This window comes from Sphingopyxis sp. NFH-91, assembly GCF_021401285.1.
GTDB classification, from domain to species: Bacteria; Pseudomonadota; Alphaproteobacteria; order Sphingomonadales; family Sphingomonadaceae; genus Sphingopyxis; species Sphingopyxis terrae_A.
This window is the reverse complement of the sequence record NZ_JACBGA010000004.1, coordinates 209,122-228,972: the sequence shown is the minus strand read 5'-3', so window position 1 is coordinate 228,972 and position 19,851 is coordinate 209,122. Positions and strand designations below refer to the sequence as shown.

General features: G+C 65.6%; 15 protein-coding genes, 1 tRNA gene and 2 pseudogenes. 4 read left to right on the top strand and 14 right to left on the bottom strand.

The annotated features are described in order from the left end of the window. Positions 1-49: 49 nt before the first annotated feature. From gspI to L0963_RS11295, 9 genes are all read right to left on the bottom strand, one after another. Complete coding sequence (gspI, locus tag L0963_RS11335; RefSeq protein WP_062769336.1) at positions 50-427, bottom strand: type II secretion system minor pseudopilin GspI; 378 nt, start codon at positions 425-427, stop codon at positions 50-52. Then, positions 417-905, bottom strand: a complete 489-nt coding sequence (locus L0963_RS11330) for a GspH/FimT family pseudopilin (RefSeq protein WP_234179585.1) — start codon at positions 903-905, stop codon at positions 417-419. Before L0963_RS11330 ends, gspI begins: the two co-directional genes overlap by 11 nt. Then, the gene (gene gspG / locus L0963_RS11325) at positions 880-1,359 is read right to left on the bottom strand and encodes a type II secretion system major pseudopilin GspG (RefSeq protein ID WP_040589238.1); all 480 of its coding nucleotides are present in this window, start codon (positions 1,357-1,359) and stop codon (positions 880-882) included. Before gspG ends, L0963_RS11330 begins: the two co-directional genes overlap by 26 nt. A 12-nt stretch (positions 1,360-1,371) precedes the next feature. After that, on the bottom strand, positions 1,372-2,589 hold the full coding sequence (gene gspF, locus L0963_RS11320) for a type II secretion system inner membrane protein GspF (RefSeq protein WP_234179583.1): 1,218 nt from the start codon (positions 2,587-2,589) through the stop codon (positions 1,372-1,374). After that, positions 2,582-4,084, bottom strand: a complete 1,503-nt coding sequence (locus L0963_RS11315; protein ID WP_234179581.1) for a GspE/PulE family protein — start codon at positions 4,082-4,084, stop codon at positions 2,582-2,584. The genes gspF and L0963_RS11315 overlap by 8 nt, the downstream gene beginning before the upstream one ends. Then, positions 4,081-6,273 carry a type II secretion system secretin GspD gene (gspD, locus tag L0963_RS11310; RefSeq protein ID WP_234179579.1) on the bottom strand — a complete coding sequence of 731 codons (2,193 nt, stop codon included), beginning with the start codon at positions 6,271-6,273 and terminating at the stop codon, positions 4,081-4,083. Before gspD ends, L0963_RS11315 begins: the two co-directional genes overlap by 4 nt. 5 nt (positions 6,274-6,278) lie before the next feature. After that, positions 6,279-7,145 carry a type II secretion system protein N gene (locus L0963_RS11305; RefSeq protein WP_234179577.1) on the bottom strand — a complete coding sequence of 289 codons (867 nt, stop codon included), beginning with the start codon at positions 7,143-7,145 and terminating at the stop codon, positions 6,279-6,281. A gap of 185 nt (positions 7,146-7,330) precedes the next feature. Next, positions 7,331-10,081 carry a TonB-dependent receptor domain-containing protein gene (locus L0963_RS11300; RefSeq protein ID WP_234179576.1) on the bottom strand — a complete coding sequence of 917 codons (2,751 nt, stop codon included), beginning with the start codon at positions 10,079-10,081 and terminating at the stop codon, positions 7,331-7,333. A gap of 79 nt (positions 10,082-10,160) precedes the next feature. After that, complete coding sequence (locus tag L0963_RS11295) at positions 10,161-11,783, bottom strand: hypothetical protein (protein WP_234179573.1); 1,623 nt, start codon at positions 11,781-11,783, stop codon at positions 10,161-10,163. A gap of 318 nt (positions 11,784-12,101) precedes the next feature. On the opposite strand from L0963_RS11295, the gene L0963_RS11290 reads away from it, so the two are divergent. The 3 genes and pseudogenes from L0963_RS11290 to L0963_RS11280 all read left to right on the top strand — a co-directional run. Further along, positions 12,102-12,188: transfer RNA gene (locus L0963_RS11290), tRNA-Leu, on the top strand. Positions 12,189-12,548: 360 nt separating this feature from the next. Further along, positions 12,549-12,806 carry a hypothetical protein gene (locus tag L0963_RS11285; protein ID WP_234179570.1) on the top strand — a complete coding sequence of 86 codons (258 nt, stop codon included), beginning with the start codon at positions 12,549-12,551 and terminating at the stop codon, positions 12,804-12,806. Positions 12,807-12,858: 52 nt separating this feature from the next. Continuing rightward, positions 12,859-13,224, top strand: a pseudogene (locus L0963_RS11280) (transposase); the annotation flags it as partial. Positions 13,225-13,464: 240 nt separating this feature from the next. Here L0963_RS11280 and L0963_RS11275 read toward each other — a convergent pair. After that, a complete protein-coding gene (locus L0963_RS11275) occupies positions 13,465-14,496 on the bottom strand; it encodes an IS110 family transposase (protein WP_066531508.1) in 1,032 nt (343 codons plus the stop codon). A gap of 72 nt (positions 14,497-14,568) precedes the next feature. Between L0963_RS11275 and L0963_RS11270 the strand changes: the two are divergent. Continuing rightward, positions 14,569-15,578, top strand: a pseudogene (locus L0963_RS11270) (IS3 family transposase); the annotation flags it as partial. A 175-nt stretch (positions 15,579-15,753) separates the two neighbouring features. Here L0963_RS11270 and L0963_RS11265 read toward each other — a convergent pair. Genes L0963_RS11265 through L0963_RS11250 form a run of 4 tightly spaced genes read right to left on the bottom strand, consistent with a single transcriptional unit; the run spans position 15,754 to position 19,753 of the window. Next, positions 15,754-16,947: an NnrS family protein gene (locus tag L0963_RS11265; RefSeq protein ID WP_234179567.1), complete on the bottom strand. Its 1,194-nt coding sequence runs from the start codon at positions 16,945-16,947 to the stop codon at positions 15,754-15,756. Next, on the bottom strand, positions 16,944-19,196 hold the full coding sequence (locus L0963_RS11260) for a nitric-oxide reductase large subunit (protein WP_234179565.1): 2,253 nt from the start codon (positions 19,194-19,196) through the stop codon (positions 16,944-16,946). Before L0963_RS11260 ends, L0963_RS11265 begins: the two co-directional genes overlap by 4 nt. Before the next feature lie 42 nt (positions 19,197-19,238). Next, the gene (locus tag L0963_RS11255; protein WP_234179563.1) at positions 19,239-19,589 is read right to left on the bottom strand and encodes a hypothetical protein; all 351 of its coding nucleotides are present in this window, start codon (positions 19,587-19,589) and stop codon (positions 19,239-19,241) included. 2 nt (positions 19,590-19,591) lie between these two features. Beyond that, positions 19,592-19,753 (bottom strand): hypothetical protein, encoded by a 162-nt coding sequence (locus L0963_RS11250; protein WP_234179560.1) that lies wholly within the window; start codon positions 19,751-19,753, stop codon positions 19,592-19,594. Positions 19,754-19,851 lie beyond the last annotated feature (98 nt).

Below are 19,851 nucleotides of genomic sequence, written 5' to 3'. Positions count from 1 at the left end.
CGACCCTTCGACAAGCTCAGGGCAAAGGGAGAAGAAATGCGAATGCGCCTCATCGCGACGCCCGGATGATCGTCAGCGCCGCCTGCCCGCGCCCCGCCTCGGGCCGGACGATCAGGTCGATACGCAGCAGGCTGTCGTCGGCGGTCGGGGCGACGCGTTGTTCGATCCGCCAGTTGCGCCCGGCATTGGTCACGCTGGTCGTGCTGGCGCCGATCGTCGGTGGCGCCGGATCGGTCCAGAGTTCGACGGCGCGATTCTGCGCGACGATGCCCGCGACGGTGCTTTCGTCGAGATCGCCCGCGGTTCGCACTGCATAGGCATCGAGCCGGACAAGCGTCAGCGCCGCAATGCTGATGATGCTGAGCGCAACGAGCATTTCGAGCAGGGTGAACCCGCGCTGGCCGGCGATCGACGGCCTAGCGATCACGGCTGACCTCTCCGGTTGCCGAAACGCGGACCACTTCGCGCGCCTCGCCGCCCGCCAGCACCACCGCCTGCGGCGTCGGGCTGGTACCGACGCGGTCGAACAGGATGCGCGCCGCGCCCTGCCCGTCGCCAGCGGCGAAGCGAATATCGGCGGGCCAATTGCGCTGCGCAAAGGCCCGGCCGGGCAAAGGCGCCCAGGCGCCGTCGATGCGATGTTCGAAACCATAGCCCGACGGCGCGAAATTGACCGCGACACTGCGCCCCTCGACCACCGCGACGTCGCGCGCCGCGGCGAGCCGCGCCGCCAGCCGGTCGGCCTCGCTGCGCACGCTGCGTTCCTCGCCCGGGATGGTCAGCACGACGGCGGTCGCGGCCAGCGCCAATATCGTCAGAACGACCATCAGTTCGACCAGCGTGAAGCCACGCGCCTTGCCGCGCCGGAGGCGACCGCGGTCAGCTGTCCCCGTGGATGTCGGCATTTTCGTCGGTCCCGCCGGGCGCGCCGTCGGCGCCGAGCGACCAGACGTCGAACGGCTTTCCGTTCGCGGCGGGCGCCTGATAATTATAAGGGCGTCCCCAAGGATCGCTCGGCAGTTTCTTGATATAGCCGCCGCGGCGGTAGCGTTCGGGCTGCGCCAGCGACGGCGGCGGCGTCGACAGCGCGTTCAGCCCGTCGGTCGTCGCCGGATACGTCAGATTGTCGAGCCGATATTGTTCGAGCGCATTCTCCAGCGTCGCAATATCGGCCTTAGCCTTCGTCACCATCGCCTTGTCCTGGCTGGGCAGGACGTTGATCAGCACGACCGTTGCGAGCAGCCCGATAATGAAGATAACGACCATCAATTCGGTAAGCGTGAAGCCGCGCTCGTCGCGCTTGCGGCGGCGCCGCGGCGGGCGTGAGGGATCGAGCATCAGGCGAAGGAAAAGCTGCATCAGCGACATCTATTATAGCCCTGCAAGGTTCTGCAACTGGAGGATCGGAAGCAGGATGGAAAGGATGATAAGCGCGACGCAAGACCCCATAATGACAATTATGACAGGTTCGAGTAGCGCCATCGAAGCGGCGGTAAAACGGTCGAATTCGCGTTCGAGATAATCGGCGGCGCGTTCGAGCATCTGTTCGAGTCGACCCGCGCTTTCGCCGCTTGCGGTCATGTAGACGAGCAGTGGCGGAAACACCCCGGCATCGCGCAGCGCCGACGACAGGCTGCCGCCCGCGCGCACCTGATCGACGATGCGGTCGGTTGCACTGGCAAGCGCGGCGTTGCGGATTGTCGGCACGGTGAGCCGCAACCCCTCGACCAGCGGCAGCCGGCTCGACACCATGGTCGCGAGCGTCCGGGCGAAGCGGGCGGCATAGAGGTCGCGCAGCAGGCGGCCGAGCAGCGGCAGGCGGAGCAACCGGGCATCGACCCCGGCCTTGAAGTCCGGGCGGCGCATCGCGCTGACCCAGCCGAAAATCGCGCCCGCGATCAGCAGCAGCATCAGCCACCACCAGTTTGCCGCAACGCTTGAAACCGCGATGACCGCGCGGGTCAGGAAAGGCAGTTGCTGCCCGACGTCGTCGAATTGTTCGACAACGCGCGGGACGACGAAGATCATCAGCGCCGCGACAACCCCGACGGCGACAATCGCGAGCACCACCGGATAGGCAAGCGCGGCGATCAGTTTGCCGCGCACCTGCGCCTGGCGTTCGAGCAGGTCGGCGAGCCGCGCGAGGATCGTCGTCAAGCTCCCCGTGGTTTCGCCCGCCGAGACCATCGCACGGTAGAGCGGCGGGAAACTGGCCGGCTGCCGCGCCATCGCGTCGGCAAGGCGGCGTCCTTCGAGCAGGCCTGCGTGAACGTCGCCGATCACCGCGCGCGCGCTTTCGGCCTCGCTCTGGCGCGTCAACGTGCGCAGCGCCTCTTCGAGCGGCGCGACTTCGGCGAGCGTCGCAAGCTGGCGCGTGAAGAGCGCCAGTTCCTTCGCGCTCAACCGCGCGCTGCGAAAGGCGAAAAGCGACCGCGCGGGCGCGGCGCGCGTACCTGCTTCCTCGACCGCGACGATATGGAATTTTCGCGCGGCAAGGTTGGCTCGCGCAGCGTCGTCGTTGGCGGCGGTCAATCGTCCCTTGCGCTCGCGGCCCTTGGGATCGATCGCCACATAGCGATAATCAGGCATCGACATCCTCGCGCCGCGCGATGCGGATCGCTTCCTCGGGCGTCGTGATCCCCTTTGCGACCATCGCGCGGGCCGCGCTGGCGAGCGTCGGCGCCTTCAGAAAGACGTGCTTCGCGATCATCGACTCGTCGCCGCCGGCATAGATGTAGCGTCGCACCGTCTCATCGACCTTGATCGCCTCGAACACGCCGATCCGGCCCTTGAAGCCCGTATGTCCGCATTCATCGCAGCCCTTGGGCCGCCAGATCACGGTGCCGATGTCGAGGCCGAGCATCGCGGCAATGCCATTGTCGGCCTGCACCGGCTCGCGGCACGTCGGGCACAGCTTGCGCACCAGACGCTGCGCGAGCACGGCACGCAGGGTCGAGGCGAGCAGAAAGGGTTCGACCTTCAGATCCTTGAGGCGCGTGATCGCGCCGACCGCGTCGTTGGTGTGGACGGTCGACAGGACGAGGTGGCCGGTAAGCGATGCCTGCACCGCAATATCGGCGGTTTCGCGGTCGCGGATTTCGCCGATCATCACGACGTCCGGGTCCTGGCGAAGGATAGCGCGCAGTCCCGCCGCGAAATCGAGTCCGACCTTCGCATTGACCTGCGTCTGACCGACGCCCTCGACCGCATATTCGACCGGATCTTCGACGGTGAGGATATTGCGCTGACCGTCGTTGAGTTGCTTCAGCGCTGCATAGAGCGTGGTCGTCTTGCCCGAACCCGTCGGCCCAGTGACGAGAATGATGCCATTGGGTTCGGCCAGCGCCTCGCGCAGGATGCGGTCGGCTTCGCCGGACAGGCCGAGGACGTCGAAATCGATCCCCGCGGTATCCTTGTCGAGGATGCGCATGACGACGCGCTCGCCCGCGCGACTGGGCAGCGTCGACACGCGGACGTCGATCGCCTTGCCCGCCAACGTCAGCGCGATGCGACCGTCCTGCGGCACTCGGCGTTCGGCAATGTCGAGCCGCGCCATGACCTTGATGCGGCTGACGACGACGGGCGCGACATGCGGGGGCATGCGCAGATGTTCGCGCAGCACGCCGTCGGCGCGCATCCGCACGACAAGCCCGCTTTCATAGGGTTCGATATGGATATCGCTGACCCCCTGGCGCACCGCTTCGGCGATGATCGCGTTGATGAGGCGGATCGCGGGGGCATCATCGGCGCTGTCGAGCAGATCCTCGGCGCTCGGCATGCCGCTCGCAATCAGATCGATGTCGCCGCCATCGAGCGAGCCTGCCATTGCCGCCGCCGACGCGTCGACCGCATAATGGTCCGAGAGCAGCCGGTCGAAATCGGCGACGCTTGCCGTCACGACCCGCAGCGGGGCGGCGAGGTAGCGCTTTACCTCGATCAGCACCGCCGGGTCGCTCCCCTCGCGCAGCGTCGCGAGCCAGCCTTCACCGTCGGGTGCGATAACGACGCCGTGACCGCGCGCGAAGCCATAGGGGATGTCGACCGGCACCGTCTGCGGCGCGGCGGCCGGCACAGCGTCGGTCACGGCTGGCCTCCCTCGGACGGCGGCACATCGACGGGCGTGACGCTGCCGTCCGGACGGCGCAGCGCAGGCTGCTCGCCCGGCCCGACCGTCACGTCGGCGGCCGTCGCCGCGCTCGGGAGCGGCGGCGTCGTGCCCATATAATCCCGCACCAGCGTGTCGATCGCGGGTTCCTCGCCGGGATTCCGGCGCAGCTGGAAGTCGCGGATATAGCCATAGCGGCGCGCCGTCAGTGCGGCGTTGTCCTCGGCATTTTTGAGGATCGTCGGGCGGATGAAGACCATCAAATTGGTCTTGGCACGGCTGCGGCTGCGTGATTTGAACAGTTCGCCGATCAGCGGGATGTCGCTGAGCAGCGGAATCCGCTCGATCGTCTTGCGTTCGTCGTCGTTGAGCAGCCCCCCGATCGCGAGGATCTGACCGTCGTCGACGGTCAGCGTCGTTTCGAACGAGCGCTTGTTGAGGATGAGGTCGCTGTTGCGCGACGACACGGGGCCGGCGACGCTCGACACTTCCTGACGCAGGAATAGCTTGACCTCGCCCGCGCCGTTGACCTGCGGCGTGACCTCCAGCTTGATGCCGACCTCTTCGCGCTGGACGGTGCGGAAGGCATTGTCGAAATTCTTGCTCAGCGCCTCGCCCGTGGTGATCGGCACTTCCTGGCCGACTAGGAATTTCGCGGCCTGATTGTCGAGCGTGACGATGTGCGGCGTCGCGAGCAGGTTCGACGTCGTATCCGATTTCACCGCATTGATGATCGCGCCGAACACCGTGTTCTTGCCGATATCGCCCGCGAAGCCCGCAAAGCCGCCGGTGGCCGAGAGCAGCGACGCCGCCGCGGCTTCCTGCAGGCTGCTGCCGAGCGCGCTCGACGTCTGGGTGACGACGGTCGTGCCGTCGACGGTCGTCGAATCCTGCGTCAGCTTGGTTGCGGCATAAGCGCCCCCCAGCGTCAGGATATTGGGCTGGGCATTGCCATAGCTCGTCGCGGCGAAGGGGATATTCTTGCCACCGAGCAGGAACTGGACCCCGAGGCGCTTTGCCGCATCGTCGCCGATTTCGACCACGATCGCCTCGACAAGCACCTGCGGACGGCGCGCGTCGAGTTGGCGGATCAGTTCGCCGAGCATCCGCTGCACATCGGCATTGGCGGCGACGATGATCGCGTTCGCGCCTTCGTAGCGGGTGACGATCGCCGGACCGCGCGTCGCAATGCTGCCGCCTGCCCCGCTGACCGTGGTCGGCGCGGCGCTGGCGGTGGTCGTGGCCGCGGGGGCCGGAGTGCCGCCGCTGCCACCCGACGAAGACGATGAGGATGCCGGCGGCAATCCCGCCTTCTGCGCCGGGTCGCTGCCGCCGCCGACAAGCTGTTGCAGCGTCGGGAGCAGCGTTTCGGCATTGGCATGTTCCAGCCAATAGACGCGCAATTCGGTACCGCCCGCAGCGCGCATGTCGAGATCGCGCGCCATCGATACGAAGCGCGCCACCATTGCCTGATCGCCGCGCAGTGCCACCGCGTTGCTGCTGTCGATCGGAACGATCGCGACCGGCGCCTGCGCGCCCTCACCCGCCGCCGGGACCAGCGCCTGAAGCGCGGCGGCAATTTCGCGCGCGCCGGCATTCTTCAGCGCAACGACCTCGCTGGTCGAGGTGTCGCGGTCGATGCTCGACGCGAGCGCACGGATGCGCCGGATATTGTCGGCGAAATCCGCGACAACGAGGCTGTTCGCATTGCGGTTTGCGGTCAGCGAGCCCTGCGGGCTGACCAGCGGGCGCAGCGTTTCGACAGCCGCCATCGCGTCGATATGGCGCAGCCGGATGATTTCGGTGACAAACTGGTTCTGCGCTGCGCCGCCGCTGCCGATGCGCGTCGGCTGCGTCGCCGCGCCGTCGATCGGCTGGATGCGATAGCTGCCGTTGGGATTAGGCACCGCGACCAGACCGTTGGCACGCAGCGTCGAGAGGAAAATTTCGAAATATTCGCTGCGCGACAGCGGCCGGTCGGTGACGACCGATACCTTGCCGTTGACACGCCCGTCGATCACGAACGTCCGCCCCGTGATCCGCGCCGCATCCTGGATGAAGGCGCGAACGTCGGCGTCGCGGACGTTCAGCGTATATTGGGCCAGCACCGGCACGGGCGTCGCCGAGACAAGGGCGGCGGCCAGCATGAGAGGGAGTTTGAGGCGCATAAAACCTATTGTTTCGAAAGGAACAGGGCGACGGGAACGACGCTCGCGCCGCGCTCGACCTCGAGCGAGACGCGCGCACCGGGCGCAAATTGGCTGGCGAGCGCGGCGGCATCGGCGGCCGATCCGATCGGACGGCCGTTCACCGAACGAATGACATCGCCGGGGCGCAGGCCCGCGGCGCGGAAGACGGCGCCGTCGCCCTGCGGCTGGACCGAAAGGCCGGTGACCTTGCCGCCTTCCGTGCGCGGCGCGAAGCCGATGCCGGCCTTGAGCGCGGCGGGCGACATCTCGCCGCTCGCCGTGGTGCCGTTGGCCGCCGCACCGGGGGATCCAACCTCGGGCGTCGGGGCGGGCAGCGGCGTCGCGGGATTGGCGACCGGCGCGTCGCCGCTTTGATCGAGAAACAGGCTTTCGCGCGTGCCGCCGCGGTCGAGGAGCACATGGTCGAAGGCGACGCCGACCAGCTTGACGCCCGGCGCGATCTCTTCGCCGACGGCATAGCTGTTCTGCAGACCGTCATCGCCCGCGATGATCGCGGAGCCCCCGCCGGTCGCTTCGTTGAGATTGATCCCGAACAGCGTCAGGCCGAGCGACGTGACCGTCGCGCTGGCCGGCTCTTGCGGCCCGCTGCGGAAGAAGGGGTCGAAGCTCGAGAAAATCGCGCGGCGTTCGGCCGGCGATGCGATGACCGCGGTCTGCGGCTGCCACGTGCCCAGCGGGGCGAGCGGAACGATCAACGCCCAGAGGAGATTGACGCATTGCCAGATCAGCAGTGCGCCGAGGATGACGACGCCGATCAGCGGCGCGGCATCGCGCGGCGCCCGCCTGCCGGCACGCAGCCAGCGCGGCAGCCGAACGGCCGGTCCCCTCATCAGCGTCGCCATGACCCTATCTGTCCCCCAGCTGAAACCTGTCTCGCGAATCGCCTAGGCGCCGTCCGTGACAATCAGTTGACGGGAAGATTACAGTTTTTTGTCAGAGGGGCGAGTCCGGGCTGGCGCCGGCACCCGCCAGTGCCGCCCCGGCGCTGCGGCCGGGGCGGCTGGCAAGGGATGCCTCAGAATTTCAGCGACCCGCCCAGCGAGAAGGTCGTGCCGGTCTTGTACAGGTTGTAATAGATGCGGTTGTCGCCGCTTTCCTGCATTTCCTTGTATTTCGTACCGAAGATGTTGCGGGCCTCGAACTTGAGTTCGAGTTCCTTGCCAAACAGCGGGATACCCTGGCGCGCGACGAAATCGACCTGGATGCCCGGCCGTTCGAAGATGTCGGGCTGACCCGACGGGCCGCGCCGCGTGACGCGATCGGACGCATAGGAAATCAAGAAGGTCTGCTGCGACAGCTTGTCGGTGTCTTCGAGGCCGAATTCCAGATTGACCAGATGATCCGACTGGCCGGTCAGCGGCGCGCCGTCGCGGAAGAACTGACTCGCCAGCGTCGCGCCGGTGAACGGATAAGCCTGAACGGGATCGTTCGGCCCGACCTTCAGCTTCGATTGCGACCAGGTATAGTTGCCGATCAGCACCGCGCGGCGACTGGCCCAGAAAGCGCCATTCATGCCACTGAGGTCGAAATATTTCTGCGCCTCGAACTCGACGCCATAAAGCGTCGCCTCGGGCGCGTTGGCAAAGCGCGTCGTCACGCTGTTGCCGTCGAAGCTGGCGTAGGTTTCGATCGGATTCTTGATCTTTTTCCAGAAGCCGCCGAGCGACACGCGCTGTTCGGGTGCGAAATACCATTCGAGGCGCGTTTCCGCGTTATAGAGCTGGCTGTCGACGAGCTGCGGATTGCCCTGGAACGTGCGGTTGCTGTCCGGATCATAATAGGTCTGGAATACCAGCTCGCGGAACTGCGGCCGCGCGATCGTCTTCGACCCGCTCAGGCGGAATTGCAGCTGCGGCGAGATTTCGTAGGTCAGCGTCGCGGCAGGAAGCAGATAGTCGCGCTTGAGGTTGGTCGCCGGCGGCAGCGTCGGGTTGACCGTATAGACCTGCACCGCGCTCACGCCCTGATTGGCGCTTTCGTAGCGCGCGCCGATGTTGAGATTGAGCTGGTCGGTCAGATCGGCCTGGAGCTGGACATAGCCCGCATGGTTGCGCAGCGTCGCCTTGAAGGTCGGGTTCGACCCCGTGCTGTCGACGAGCGCGATCCCCGTCGCAACGGGGTTCGCCGGACAATCGGGTGCAACCGTCGCATCGACGCCGGGGAAGCAGATCACCGCCTGCGAGAGCAGCAGGTCGGGGCGCAGCAGCGAAATGCCGAGCGGGATGTTGTTGTTGCCCTGGAACAGGAAGTCGCGGCGTTCGGTGACGCGGTTGGTATCACTGAAGGCATAGCCGAGGATCAGCTTGACCCGCGCCGCCAGATCGTAGGTGACGTCGATACCGGCCGAATAGAGGTTTTCGTTGAGGTCCGAAAAGGCGATCGTCGCGCTGCCCGGCCGCTGGCCCGTGTTCAGCGTGTTGGTGAAGAACTGCCCATAGGGATCAGTCGGGCTGTTCGAACGGCTGTACATGAAGCTCAGCTCGAACGGCGCCTCGCGCTGCGAATTGGCGTAGCCGGCGCGGATATCGAAATCAAGGCCGTCCATCGGCTTGAACTCGCCGACAAACTGCGTGTCGATCAGCTGGCGGGCGTACCAGGCAGTGTCCTGATACTGGAAGCTGACGCCGGGGTTGGCATCGGCGGTGTCGGGCCGGTCTTCGGCACCGAGGCGCGCCTGTTTGATCGTGTCGCGGATATAAAGGTTGGTCCAGCGAATCTTGTTGTCGCCGAATTCGAGGCTGAGACCGAGCAGCGCGTTGGCAACAATGCGGTTGTCGGTAACGACGCGGCGGACATTGGTATTGAGCGACGACAGGTCGAGCGCGTTCGCAGTCTGCTGCGCAATGTCGCGCGTGCGCCATTTGGTCGTGTAGCCAGCGGTCGCGATCAGGCCGAGTTCGGCATCGCCGATCGTCCACGATTTGCCCCCGGTGACGTTCACGCCCCAGTTGACCGGCATATTGTTGTTCTGCTGCAGCACCGCATTACTGGCGTTGACGAACTGGCCAGCGATCGCCTGCTGGTTGACGCTGGGATCGTTGATGCGAAGCCCCGATGCGCGCCACGCCGCATAGGCGGGCGGCAGGTTGCGGCCGCCATCGCCGAAGCCGGTCCAGTCGCTGCCGGTGCCATAATAGGTGTAGCCGAGCTGTCCGGTGGTTTCCGAATTGCCGCCGATGCTGCCGCCGATGGTCAGAAAGGGCTCACGCGGGACCGCCTTGGTCGTCAGGTTGATGACACCGCCGCCGAATTCGCCGGGGAAATTCGCCGAATAGCTTTTCTGCACCAGCGACGAGGCAATGATGCTGCTGGGGAAAATGTCGAGCGGGACGACGCGCTTGAGCGGTTCTGGGCTCGGCAGCGGCGAACCGTTGAGCAGTGCGAGCGAATAGCGATCGCCAAGGCCGCGAACATAGACGAAGCCGTTGCCGACAACGCTGAGGCCGGTGACGCGGCCGAGCGCGCCGGCGATATTGCCTTCACCCGTACGCGCGATGTCGGCGGCGCCGAGTACCGAGACGACCTGCGGCGCGGTGCGCTCGATATTGGCGCTGCGGCGGCCGGTGACGACGATCTCCGCGCCGGGGATCGAAATGTCGGTATCGTCCTGCGGTGCCGGTTCGGCGGCATCCGCGGGCGCCGCGTCCGCGGCAGCTTCTGCCGCGGGTTCGGCCGGAGCGGGGTCGGTCTGCGCCATCGCCGTGGCGGGCGCGACGAGCGCCGTGGTGATCAAAAGCAGGCTGGCGAGCCGGTACGGCTTGGACATGGCGGTTTCCCCAGAATCCGGATCAGATATGCGGGAGGGGACGGCACGCGCCGCCCCCTCCCCGGTCGACGTTTCAATCTCAGCTGGTCGGCAGCGAGGTGCAAAGACCGCTGTTGCCGGTGCCGAAGCTGGCGGTGCCGCTGTTGCAGGTCCAGCCCTGGTACCAGGTGTCGTTGGCGTCCTTGACCGCACCGATATAGGTCGTCTTGTCGAAGAAGCCGGCGCGGGTCAGTTCGATGCTGTTGAAGGTCTGGCCGTTCAGCGTCGACATATCGAACGGCGTCACCGCGGTTTCGGTCGCACCATTGACGAAGAGGCTGGTCAGCGTCGGAACATAGGTGTCGCTGTTGCCGTTGCTGCCGGCACCGAAGATCGCCTGCACCTCGGCCGCAGTCACGCCGCTGCCGATATATTTGGTCGCCGAACACTGCATGAGCACCGACTGGAACACCGGCGCGCCAAATTCGTCGATCGCCGCATTCTGCGTCGCCGAAGCCGTCTGCGCGCGGCTGATGCGCAGGCAGGGGTTATTCGGGCTGAGCAGCACGCTGTTGTAGATGCCGTAGTCGGTGCCGCCGCGCAGCAGGATCGATGCCTGGTCGGATGAGGCGTTGGGCGAATTCTGGTAGAAGACATAGTTGGCAACGCGCGTGTTCTGGCGCGGATTGTCGCCGTCGAGCGCGTTGTCGGTATCGGCTTCGATCATCGCGTCGCCGATGTTCGCGCGCTGGACGACGATCCCGTACTGGAAGTTCGCCTTGGTTCCGACGTCGGTGTCGAGATTATCGTCCTCGGCGCCGACCGCGATGAAATATTTCATGTGCGCATGGCCGCCGAACACTTCGACCGCATCGTCCGAGCTGTTGTACGACATGATATGGTCGAGCTGGGTGCCCGAACCGACGCCCTGAAGCGTCAGCGACTGAAGCTCGCTGTTCGACGACAGGATGTAGCCCGAATAGCGGATCTGGACATAGCTCATCCGGCCGCTGCTCTCGCTGTTGCTCGCACCGCCATAGAGCGCCGGATCGACGGCGCCTTCGGTCTGGCGTTCGCACGCCGTCGTGCCCGGTGCCGCGCCGCTGGTGCCGCAATCGGTGATCTGCGCGCGGCCGCTCAGCACGACGCCGCCCCACTGGCCCGACGAATTTTCGGTGTTCAGGCCCTGGACGTTGTCGCGGCTGGTGAAGATGATCGGCAGCGTCGGGGTGCCGACCGCCTGGATCGAGTTGCCGCGGTTGACGTTGAGCCACGACGGACCCGATTCGCCGTACAGCATCACGCCCGGCTCGATCGTCAGCACGACGTTGGTCGTGCCCGACGTCGCCGCGCCCTGATCGGTGCCGACATCGACACGGCCGTTCATGCGATAGACGAGACCGGCGATCTTGGGCAGCGTGACGCTCTTGTTGATGCGCGCCGGCAGCGTGCAGACGCGGAACTCGCCGACGGTCGGATTCTTGATCGTGCCGCTGTCGGTCAGGCCCTGCGGGTCGGAAATCGTGGGACAGCCCGCGGCCGGGGTCACGCTGGGGGTCGGGGTCGGCGTCGGGGTCGGCGTCGGCGTGGGGGTCGGCGTCGGATTGATGATGATGGTGCCGCCCTCACCCGGCGACGCGATATTGTCGGCGCCGCAGGCTGCCAGGACAGAACAGGCCACGCCACTGAGCATGACCAAACGAACGCGCGCAAAAGCCGCCATGAAAATCTCCGTTCCCCGTGTGCGCGCCCTCGGCACGCTGCTGAACATTCATCCGCGAACGAGAAAAGGAATCGCCCCTCGCCCCCGGTGACGCCGCCACTAGGGTGATTCGATGACGGTCTGACGGTAGAGCCATGACAGTTGAGTGACTCTTCGGAGTCGTTTCGATGACATGGCGCGAACCTGCGCCTCTGCGCCGCCGCGCCAGTTGCGCGATCCCGAAAAATAATTGCGCGGTGCTCGCTTGCATCGCCAACAAAGCTTTGCTAGGCGCCCGCTCCTACCTGGTGCCGGACCCGATCCGGACCATCATGATGTGCGGTCGTGGCGGAACTGGTAGACGCGCAACGTTGAGGTCGTTGTGGCCGAAAGGCCGTGGAAGTTCGAGTCTTCTCGACCGCACCAGTCAGTCCTGCAGGACTTCAGAAATCGGCAGTAATCTGGGATCGCCCCGCAAGGGCGCGCCTTTGGGCGCGGTTTGCGTCTCGCTCGATCCGCACTGCAGTCAGAGACCCGCAATACTCGCCACCAAAACGGCAAAAAGGAAGCCCGGTCTCAGCCGGGCATTTTGGTGACTGCAGTCGATAGTTCGGTTCAGAACCCAAAGGCGGCACGTTGCTCCCGCCAGCACAGAGGCAGATCCATGCTGCTCAGCATCGTTGCCGTCAGCTTTGCAGGCTGGCGCCCTTCGACGATGGCTGTCACAATATCGGGGGCGAGGCACGACAGGCCGACCAGTTTCGCAAGACGCGTTCGGCATCGACCATGTTCCGCCGCGATCGACGCTACCGCTCGTCCCGGATTCTCCAGGACCAGCTTCCGCGCCGCGTGCGCTTCCGCGACAAGCTGGACCAGTTTCTCGTCTCGCGCTCGTGGCGGAACGGCGGGCGTCGATGGAGACAGGATCAGCCGCAGCGCATGTCCGCGCCTTACCTTGATGACTGGGCAATGCAGGACGGTCTCTTCGAGGGCGCCTTCTTCACTCGGCACTGTCCGCCGTCAGCACCAATGGCACAGATTTGAGGTTGTGATTTAAGGAGGATCTGGGCTTCGTCGTAGTGACGAAGGAACGAAGATGAAGCCCAGATCCTCCAATGTAAAATCGCCCGCCAAGGCCCCAGCAGAGCGGGTAGTGAAGGACATCCGCCGACAGGCCCGGCGCCACTTTTCGGCCGAGGACAAGATCCGCATCGCGCTGGATGGCCTGCGCGGGGAAGACAGCATCGCCGAGCTATGCCGCAAGGAAGGCATTGCCCAGAGCCTGTATTACACCTGGTCGAAGGAGTTCATGGAAGCTGGCAAGCGCCGCCTGGCCGGCGACACCGCCCGTGCCGCGACCACCGGAGAGGTCCAGGACCTGCGCCGCGAAGCCCGGGCCCTGAAGGAATGCGTGGCCGATCTGACACTGGAAAACCATCTGCTCAAAAAACGTATGGCCCGCCCCGTCTGCAAGGGGGATTTTGAAGTGTTCTGATCAGTCTGCGTCAACGTATGCGGTCTCATGGGTGACCCCATGGCCAAGATGGACATCCGCACGTCTGGAGCCACAATAAAGACGCCGGCAACGAGTGCCATTTTTTTGGCCGGGCTTTCCAGACGCCGATCGACTGTCAGGCCATCTTCACGATCCTTCCTGCAAACATCGTTGGCCTATGCACGAAGATGCGTGCGGCCGATCCGGTTATGCCGCGACTGGGTAGCCGCGTTCGAACGTCGCGTCCTTGCGCAAGGCCGCCCATGCGATCCGCGCCAGCTTGTTGGCCAGCGCGACGACGATAGCATTGCGGTGGACTCCTCGCTCGATCATTCCTGTCAACCAGCGCCCCAACGGGGTCTCGCTTCGCGCCAGCGACGGCAATGCTGCTCGGGCACCGTGGATGAGCAAGGTGCGCAAGTAGGTGTTGCCTCGCTTGGAGATGCCGAGCAGCCGCGGCTTGCCGCCGGTAGTATGCTGACGGGGCACCAGACCGAGCCAGGCACCCAGGTCTCGGGCTTTGGCAAAGCTGCTGGCATCGCCCACGGCTGCAATCAGGGCAGTTGCGTTCAGCACCCCGACGCCGGGGATGGATGTGAGCCGCCGGGCAGCCGCGTCATTGCGCGCCAGCTCGACAAACTCGCCGTTCAGCGCTTCCACCCTGGTATCGAGTTCGCGCCATTCGGCACGCAGTTCGGCCACCAACTGGCGCAGACGCGGTGACAAGGTCGTATCCTCATCGGCCAGCAGGGCATCGATGCCGAGTTCCAGCTTGCGCCGCCCAACCGGGAAAATGGTCCCGCGCTCCAGCAGGATCGCCCGCAACTGGTTGGTCAGGCTCCTGCGCTCAGCCACCAGGCGCGAGCGAACCCGGTGGAGCGTCTGGATGTCCAACTGCTCCTGGGTCTTGAGTTCGACGAAGCGCATCGTTGGACGCGAGGCGGCCTCCGCGATCCCCTCGGCGTCGCGGTCATCGTTCTTCTGTGCTTTGACATACGGCCGTACGTACTCCGGCGACATCAGCCGGATCTCATGTCCGTGCGCGGCGAACAGGCGCCCCAGATAATGGGCACCGCAACATGCCTCCATCGCGACCACGCACACAGGAAGCTTGGCAACGTAGTCGACCAGCGTCTGGCGGCGCATCGACCTGCGTACGACGACAGCTCCCGCCGCATCCACGCCAACCACACTGCAGGCATTCTTGCCCAAATCAACGCCAAGGATCACAATAGACATCGGTCCGCTCCTTTCCTCTTCAAGCACCAGCATCATATCCGATGCCGGGGAAAAGGGGCGGGCCATCCCATAAAGCATGGTCGCGGATGGGGGCAACGACGAATGAGATATCCCGCATCCGAGAAGCTCGAGATCATCAGAACCGTCGAGCAGTCGCACCTGTCGGCCAAGCGCACGTTGGACCAACTCGGCATCCCTCGTCGGACATTCTACCGCTGGTATGATCGCTACCTCGAAGGCGGGCCGGAGGCGTTGGAAGATCGGCCATCGACGCCGAGCCGGGTGTGGAACCGCATCCCGGCGGGCATCCACGACCAGATCATCGAGCTGGCGCTGGAACAGTCTGAGCTGAGCTCCCGGGGACTGGCCGTGCGCTTCACCGATGGGCAGCGCTACTTCGTGTCGGAATCCACGGTTTACCGCCTGTTGAAGGCCCACGACCTGATCACCAGCCCGGCCTATGTCGTGATCAAGGCTGCCGATCAGTTCCACACGAAAACCACGCGGCCGAACGAGATGTGGCAGACCGACTTCACCTACTTCAAGATCATCGGGTGGGGCTGGATGTATCTGTCGACCGTGCTCGACGACTTCTCGCGCTACATCATCGCCTGGAAGCTGTGCACCAACATGCGAGCCGAGGACGTCACCGACACGCTGGACCTCGCCCTGGCGGCTTCTGGTTGCGACAGCGCCACGGTGCTGCACAAACCCCGGCTACTCAGCGATAATGGCCCCAGCTACATCGCGGGTGAGCTGGCGGAATACATCGAGGCCCGGAAGATGAGCCATGTCCGCGGCGCCCCGTGTCATCCCCAAACCCAGGGCAAGATCGAGCGCTGGCACCAGACCCTGAAAAACCGCATCTTGCTGGAAAACTACTTCCTGCCCGGCGACGTCGAAGCCCACATCGAGGCCGTCGTCGAGCACTACAATCACCAGCGATACCACGAGAGCCTGGCCAACGTGACGCCTGCCCACGCCTACTTCGGCAGGCTCCGGCAATCATCAAACTGCGCGAAAGGATCAAGCGACAGACCATCGAACATCGGCGCTTGCAGCACCGCAAGTTCGCCGCCTAACATCAACCCCCTGACGAGGTACGCACTCCGCTAATCTACGCCGCGAGTTGTGCCGAATGTTCTGACGACGGACAGTCCCTTGCCGCATGGCAACCTCCCCTCCTTGGCCCCGCCCTCGCTGGCGGGGTCCTTCTTTTAGGCCCGGCGTGCTGACAATCGCGGCGGCAGCCGGCTTCTATCGCGGCCGCACCGCCATTGGCACATAGACGAGCAGGAACAGCAGGAAAGCCGCCGCCCACAGCCCGCCCGCGGCCGCAATGACCGTCAGATAATCGAAGGGCAGCAGCGGCGCGACCACGCGCAGCAGCGCGCCCGCGTGAACGAGAATATAGATGAGGACCGTCGCACGGTCGGCCTCGAGCGGACGACCGGTATGGCCGCGCGTCGCGCGCGTCATCACCGCCAGCGTCATCGCCCCCATCGCGCCCGCCCCGAGCGCATGAATCGCGCTCGACACCGGCAGCACCGGATGCAGCGTCGCGCAGCCGAGCAGGATCAGCCCCGTCGGCAGCCACGCGTAGGAGATGTGAAGGACGAAAACGAGCGGATCGCTGAGCGCCTTCATCCCAGCCCAGCGCGCGAGGCGAATGAACTGGAGCACGCCCGCCGCGATCAGCAACCCGGCTGCGATGGCGCTGGCTGGCTCCGCGACCCACGCCGCGAGCGCGAGCGCGGTGGCGCCGATCACCGCCATGTCGAAGCGGTTCGGCAAGGTCGGCAGGCCCTCGCTGCTCCCCCGTCGCATCAGCCAGTTGCGCGTGAAGGCGGGGGTGATGCGCCCGCCGATCAGCGAGATCAGCAGCAGGATCAGCGCAAAGCCCAGATGCACGCCGAGCGCGGGGTCGGCGAGCGCCCCCATCATCGCGGCATGATCGAGCGCGCAGGCGGCGGCGAACAGGAAAAGGATGATCAGGATCGGCTTGTTGCGGTTGCCCGAGGCGAAAATCTCGCGCGCCGCATAGGCGAGCAGAATCAGCAGATAGACGACATCGAGCACCGCGCCGACGAGCGGCGGCACCGTCGCCGAAAAGAGGATCGCCAGCCGCGCCGCCAGCCACAGGCCGTCGACCGCCGCGACCCGCCAGCCCGTCACCGTCGGCCGCCCGGTCCAGTTGGGCATGGCGGCGCTGACGAAGCCGCCGATGATCGCCCCGAGATAGCCGAACAGCATCTCGTGCTGGTGCCACGCGAGCGGCTCCATCGCGATCGGCAGCGTCAAGCGCCCGCCAAGCGCGCCGACCCACAACGTCACGACGACGACCGCCCACAGCGCGCCGCATCCGAAGAGCAGGCGATAGCCGCCGCGCAGCCAGAGCGGCGACCGCGCTCCGGCATCGGGCGCCGCGGCGGCCATCATCGCCATATTCATGCCCGCGCGCCCTTCCGCCACAGGCCGATGATCACGACCTGCCACGCGATCGCGACCGCGCCGACTATGAACACCACGTCGCCGAAGGTGCGGACCCAGCGCAAGGTTTCGAGGAAGCCCTGCTGCAGGAAGGTATCGCTGCGCGCATACCACATGCCGGTGGTCACGCTCGCCTCGAACTGGAACATGCCGACCGGCAGCAGGCTGGTGAAGATCATCAGCACCAGCCCCGCGTTGAGCCCCCAGAAGCCCGTGCGCATCAGCCGCTCGTTGAACGCGATCTCGGGCCGGATGTAGCGCAGCACCAGCAGGGTGAAGCCCAGCGCGAGAAAACCGTAGACCCCGAACAATGCCGCATGGGCGTGAACCGCGGTGGTGTTGAGCCCCTGGAGGTAAAAGAGCGCGACCGGCGTGTTGATCATGAAGCCGAAGACCCCGGCGCCAAGCATGTTCCAGAAGGCGACCGCGACGAAGCATATCAAGGGCCAGCGCAGCGAGCGCATCCACGGCGCGCGGTCGCGCAGGCTCCAATGCTCCCACGCCTCGTAGCCGAGCACGATCAGCGGTACGACCTCGAGCGCGCTGAACGCCGCGCCGACCGCCATCACCGGGGTCGTCGTCCCCGAGAAATAGAGATGATGGAAGGTGCCCGGCACCCCGCCGACCATGAACAGCGAGGCCGAAGCGAGGCTGGCCGCGGTCGCGATCCGTTTCGACACGAGGCCCATCGAGGCGAAGATGAAGGCGATGGCGGCGGTCGCGAAGACCTCGAAGATGCCCTCGACCCACAGGTGGACGACCCACCAGCGCCAATATTCCATGATCGTGATGTGGGTGCGCTCGCCATAGAAGAGACCCGAGCCGTAGAAGAGCCCGATCGCGACCGTCGAGACGGTGAGCAGCAGGAGCAGGCTCCGGTCGCCTTCCTTTTCGCGCCGCAGCGCGGGCATCATGCCGCGCAGCATCAGCACCAGCCAGAAGAGCAGCCCCGCGAACAGCGCGATTTGCCAGACGCGGCCGAGATCGAGAAATTCATAGCCCTGATGCCCGAGCCAGAAGCTCAGTCTCTCGGGCATCGCGTGCGCGATGGCGAGATAATTGCCCGCGAACGAGCCGGCGACGACGAGGATCAGCGCCCAGAAGAGCAGGTCGACGCCGAGCTTCTGATGCTTCGGATCGCCGCCGTGGATCACCGGCGCGAGGAACAGCCCGGCGGCGAGGAAAGCGGTCGCTATCCACAGTACCGCGCTCTGCACATGCCAGGTGCGGGTCAGTGCATAGGGGAACCACTGCGAGACATCGATGCCGTAGAAGCTCTGTCCCTCGATCGTGTAATGCGCGGTGAAGCCACCGATGAAGACCTGGAAGATGAACAGCGCGGCGACGACGAGCAGATATTTGCCGAGCGCGCGCTGCGACGGGGTCAGCGCCGCGAGCGTCAGCGGATCCGTGTCGGCAGGGGCGAGCGGCGTGTCTTCGTGGCGGCGCAGAAACGCCCAGCCCCAGATCAGCGAGCCCACGCCCGCGATCAGGATGACGACACAGGCGAGCGACCAGAGAATATTCTCCGGCGTCGGCTGGTTGCCGATCAACGGCTCGGGCGGCCAGTTGTTGGTGTAGGTCGCGACCGTCCCCGGCCGCTCGGTCGACGCCGCCCACGCGGTCCAGAAGAAGAAGTCGGCCAGCTTCTGCCGCTTCTCCGCGCTCGGCAGCGTATCCTCTTTCATCGCATAATTATCGCGCATTTCGCGCAGCGCCGGATCGGTGCCGTAGAGCGCGTCATAATGCGCCGCGACGATCGCAAGCGCGCGGGCGCGGCGGTCCGACACGGTAACGACGCCGGTCGCCGGATCGAGGGCGTTATGCCGATATTCCTGCTTGAGCTGATAGGTCAGCGCCGCCTTCTGCTCGACGGCAAGATCGTCGAACGGCTTGCCATAGCCGTCCTCGGCCGCAAGGCTCAGCCAGGCGGTGAGTTCGCGGTGCAGCCAGTCGGCCGACCAGTCGGGCGCCTGGTAGGCGCCGTGGCCCCAGATCGAACCGAGCTGCATCCCGCCGGTGCTCTGCCACGCCGCCTGCCCCGCCATGATATCGTCGTGGGTCATCAGGAGCGCGCCCGAGGCGCTGACGACCTTCGCGGGGATCGGCGGCGCCTTGCGATAGACTTCGGCGCCGGCCACCCCCAATATGGCGAAGGTCACGGTCAGCACCGCGATCAACGTCCACCAAAGCTTGCGATATTCGCCCATTGCAACCCCCTGTTTCTAAGCCATTATCCGCAGAACATGCGATTAGCCCGCCGGCGCCGCGGCCTCGGCACCGGGTTCGTCGAACAGGATCGTCAGCAGCAGCGACGTGTCCGCGACCGCTTCGAGCGCATGCGGGGTTCCCGGTTCGAGGAATAGCCAGTCGCCCGCCCGAAGCTCGGACGGCGAGCCGCCCTCGAAACGCACATGGCCCGCGATGCCGTATAGCGTCATCGATCCCGTGACCTGATGCGGGGCGATCGAGCTTCCGGCGCGAACGACGAGGTGAATCGCCTCGAATGACGCGGTGCGCGCGAGCGCCACGCTGTGCGTGGCGGCGTCGCCAACCGGTCCGAGCCGGGCAATGTCGCCCGAGCGGCAATGGGGCTGTGCCATCGTCAGGCGCGCACCCAGCGGCGAGCGAGGCGCCTTGCACGCGCGAGCGTCTCACCGATCGACCGGCGCAGGAGCAACACAGCGCCATCCTGTCGTAAGGGCGCGGCGCGCCGCAGATCGAGCGGTCCTGATCCGATCACTTCTCCGCATTCGGGACAGACCATGCCATCCTCCTTCGCCTGTTTTCGCCGGGGTCCTTCCGATCCCCGATGGCGACGCTTCTAGCACAGGCGCGACACGCCGATTTGCGCTGGCGCAAAGA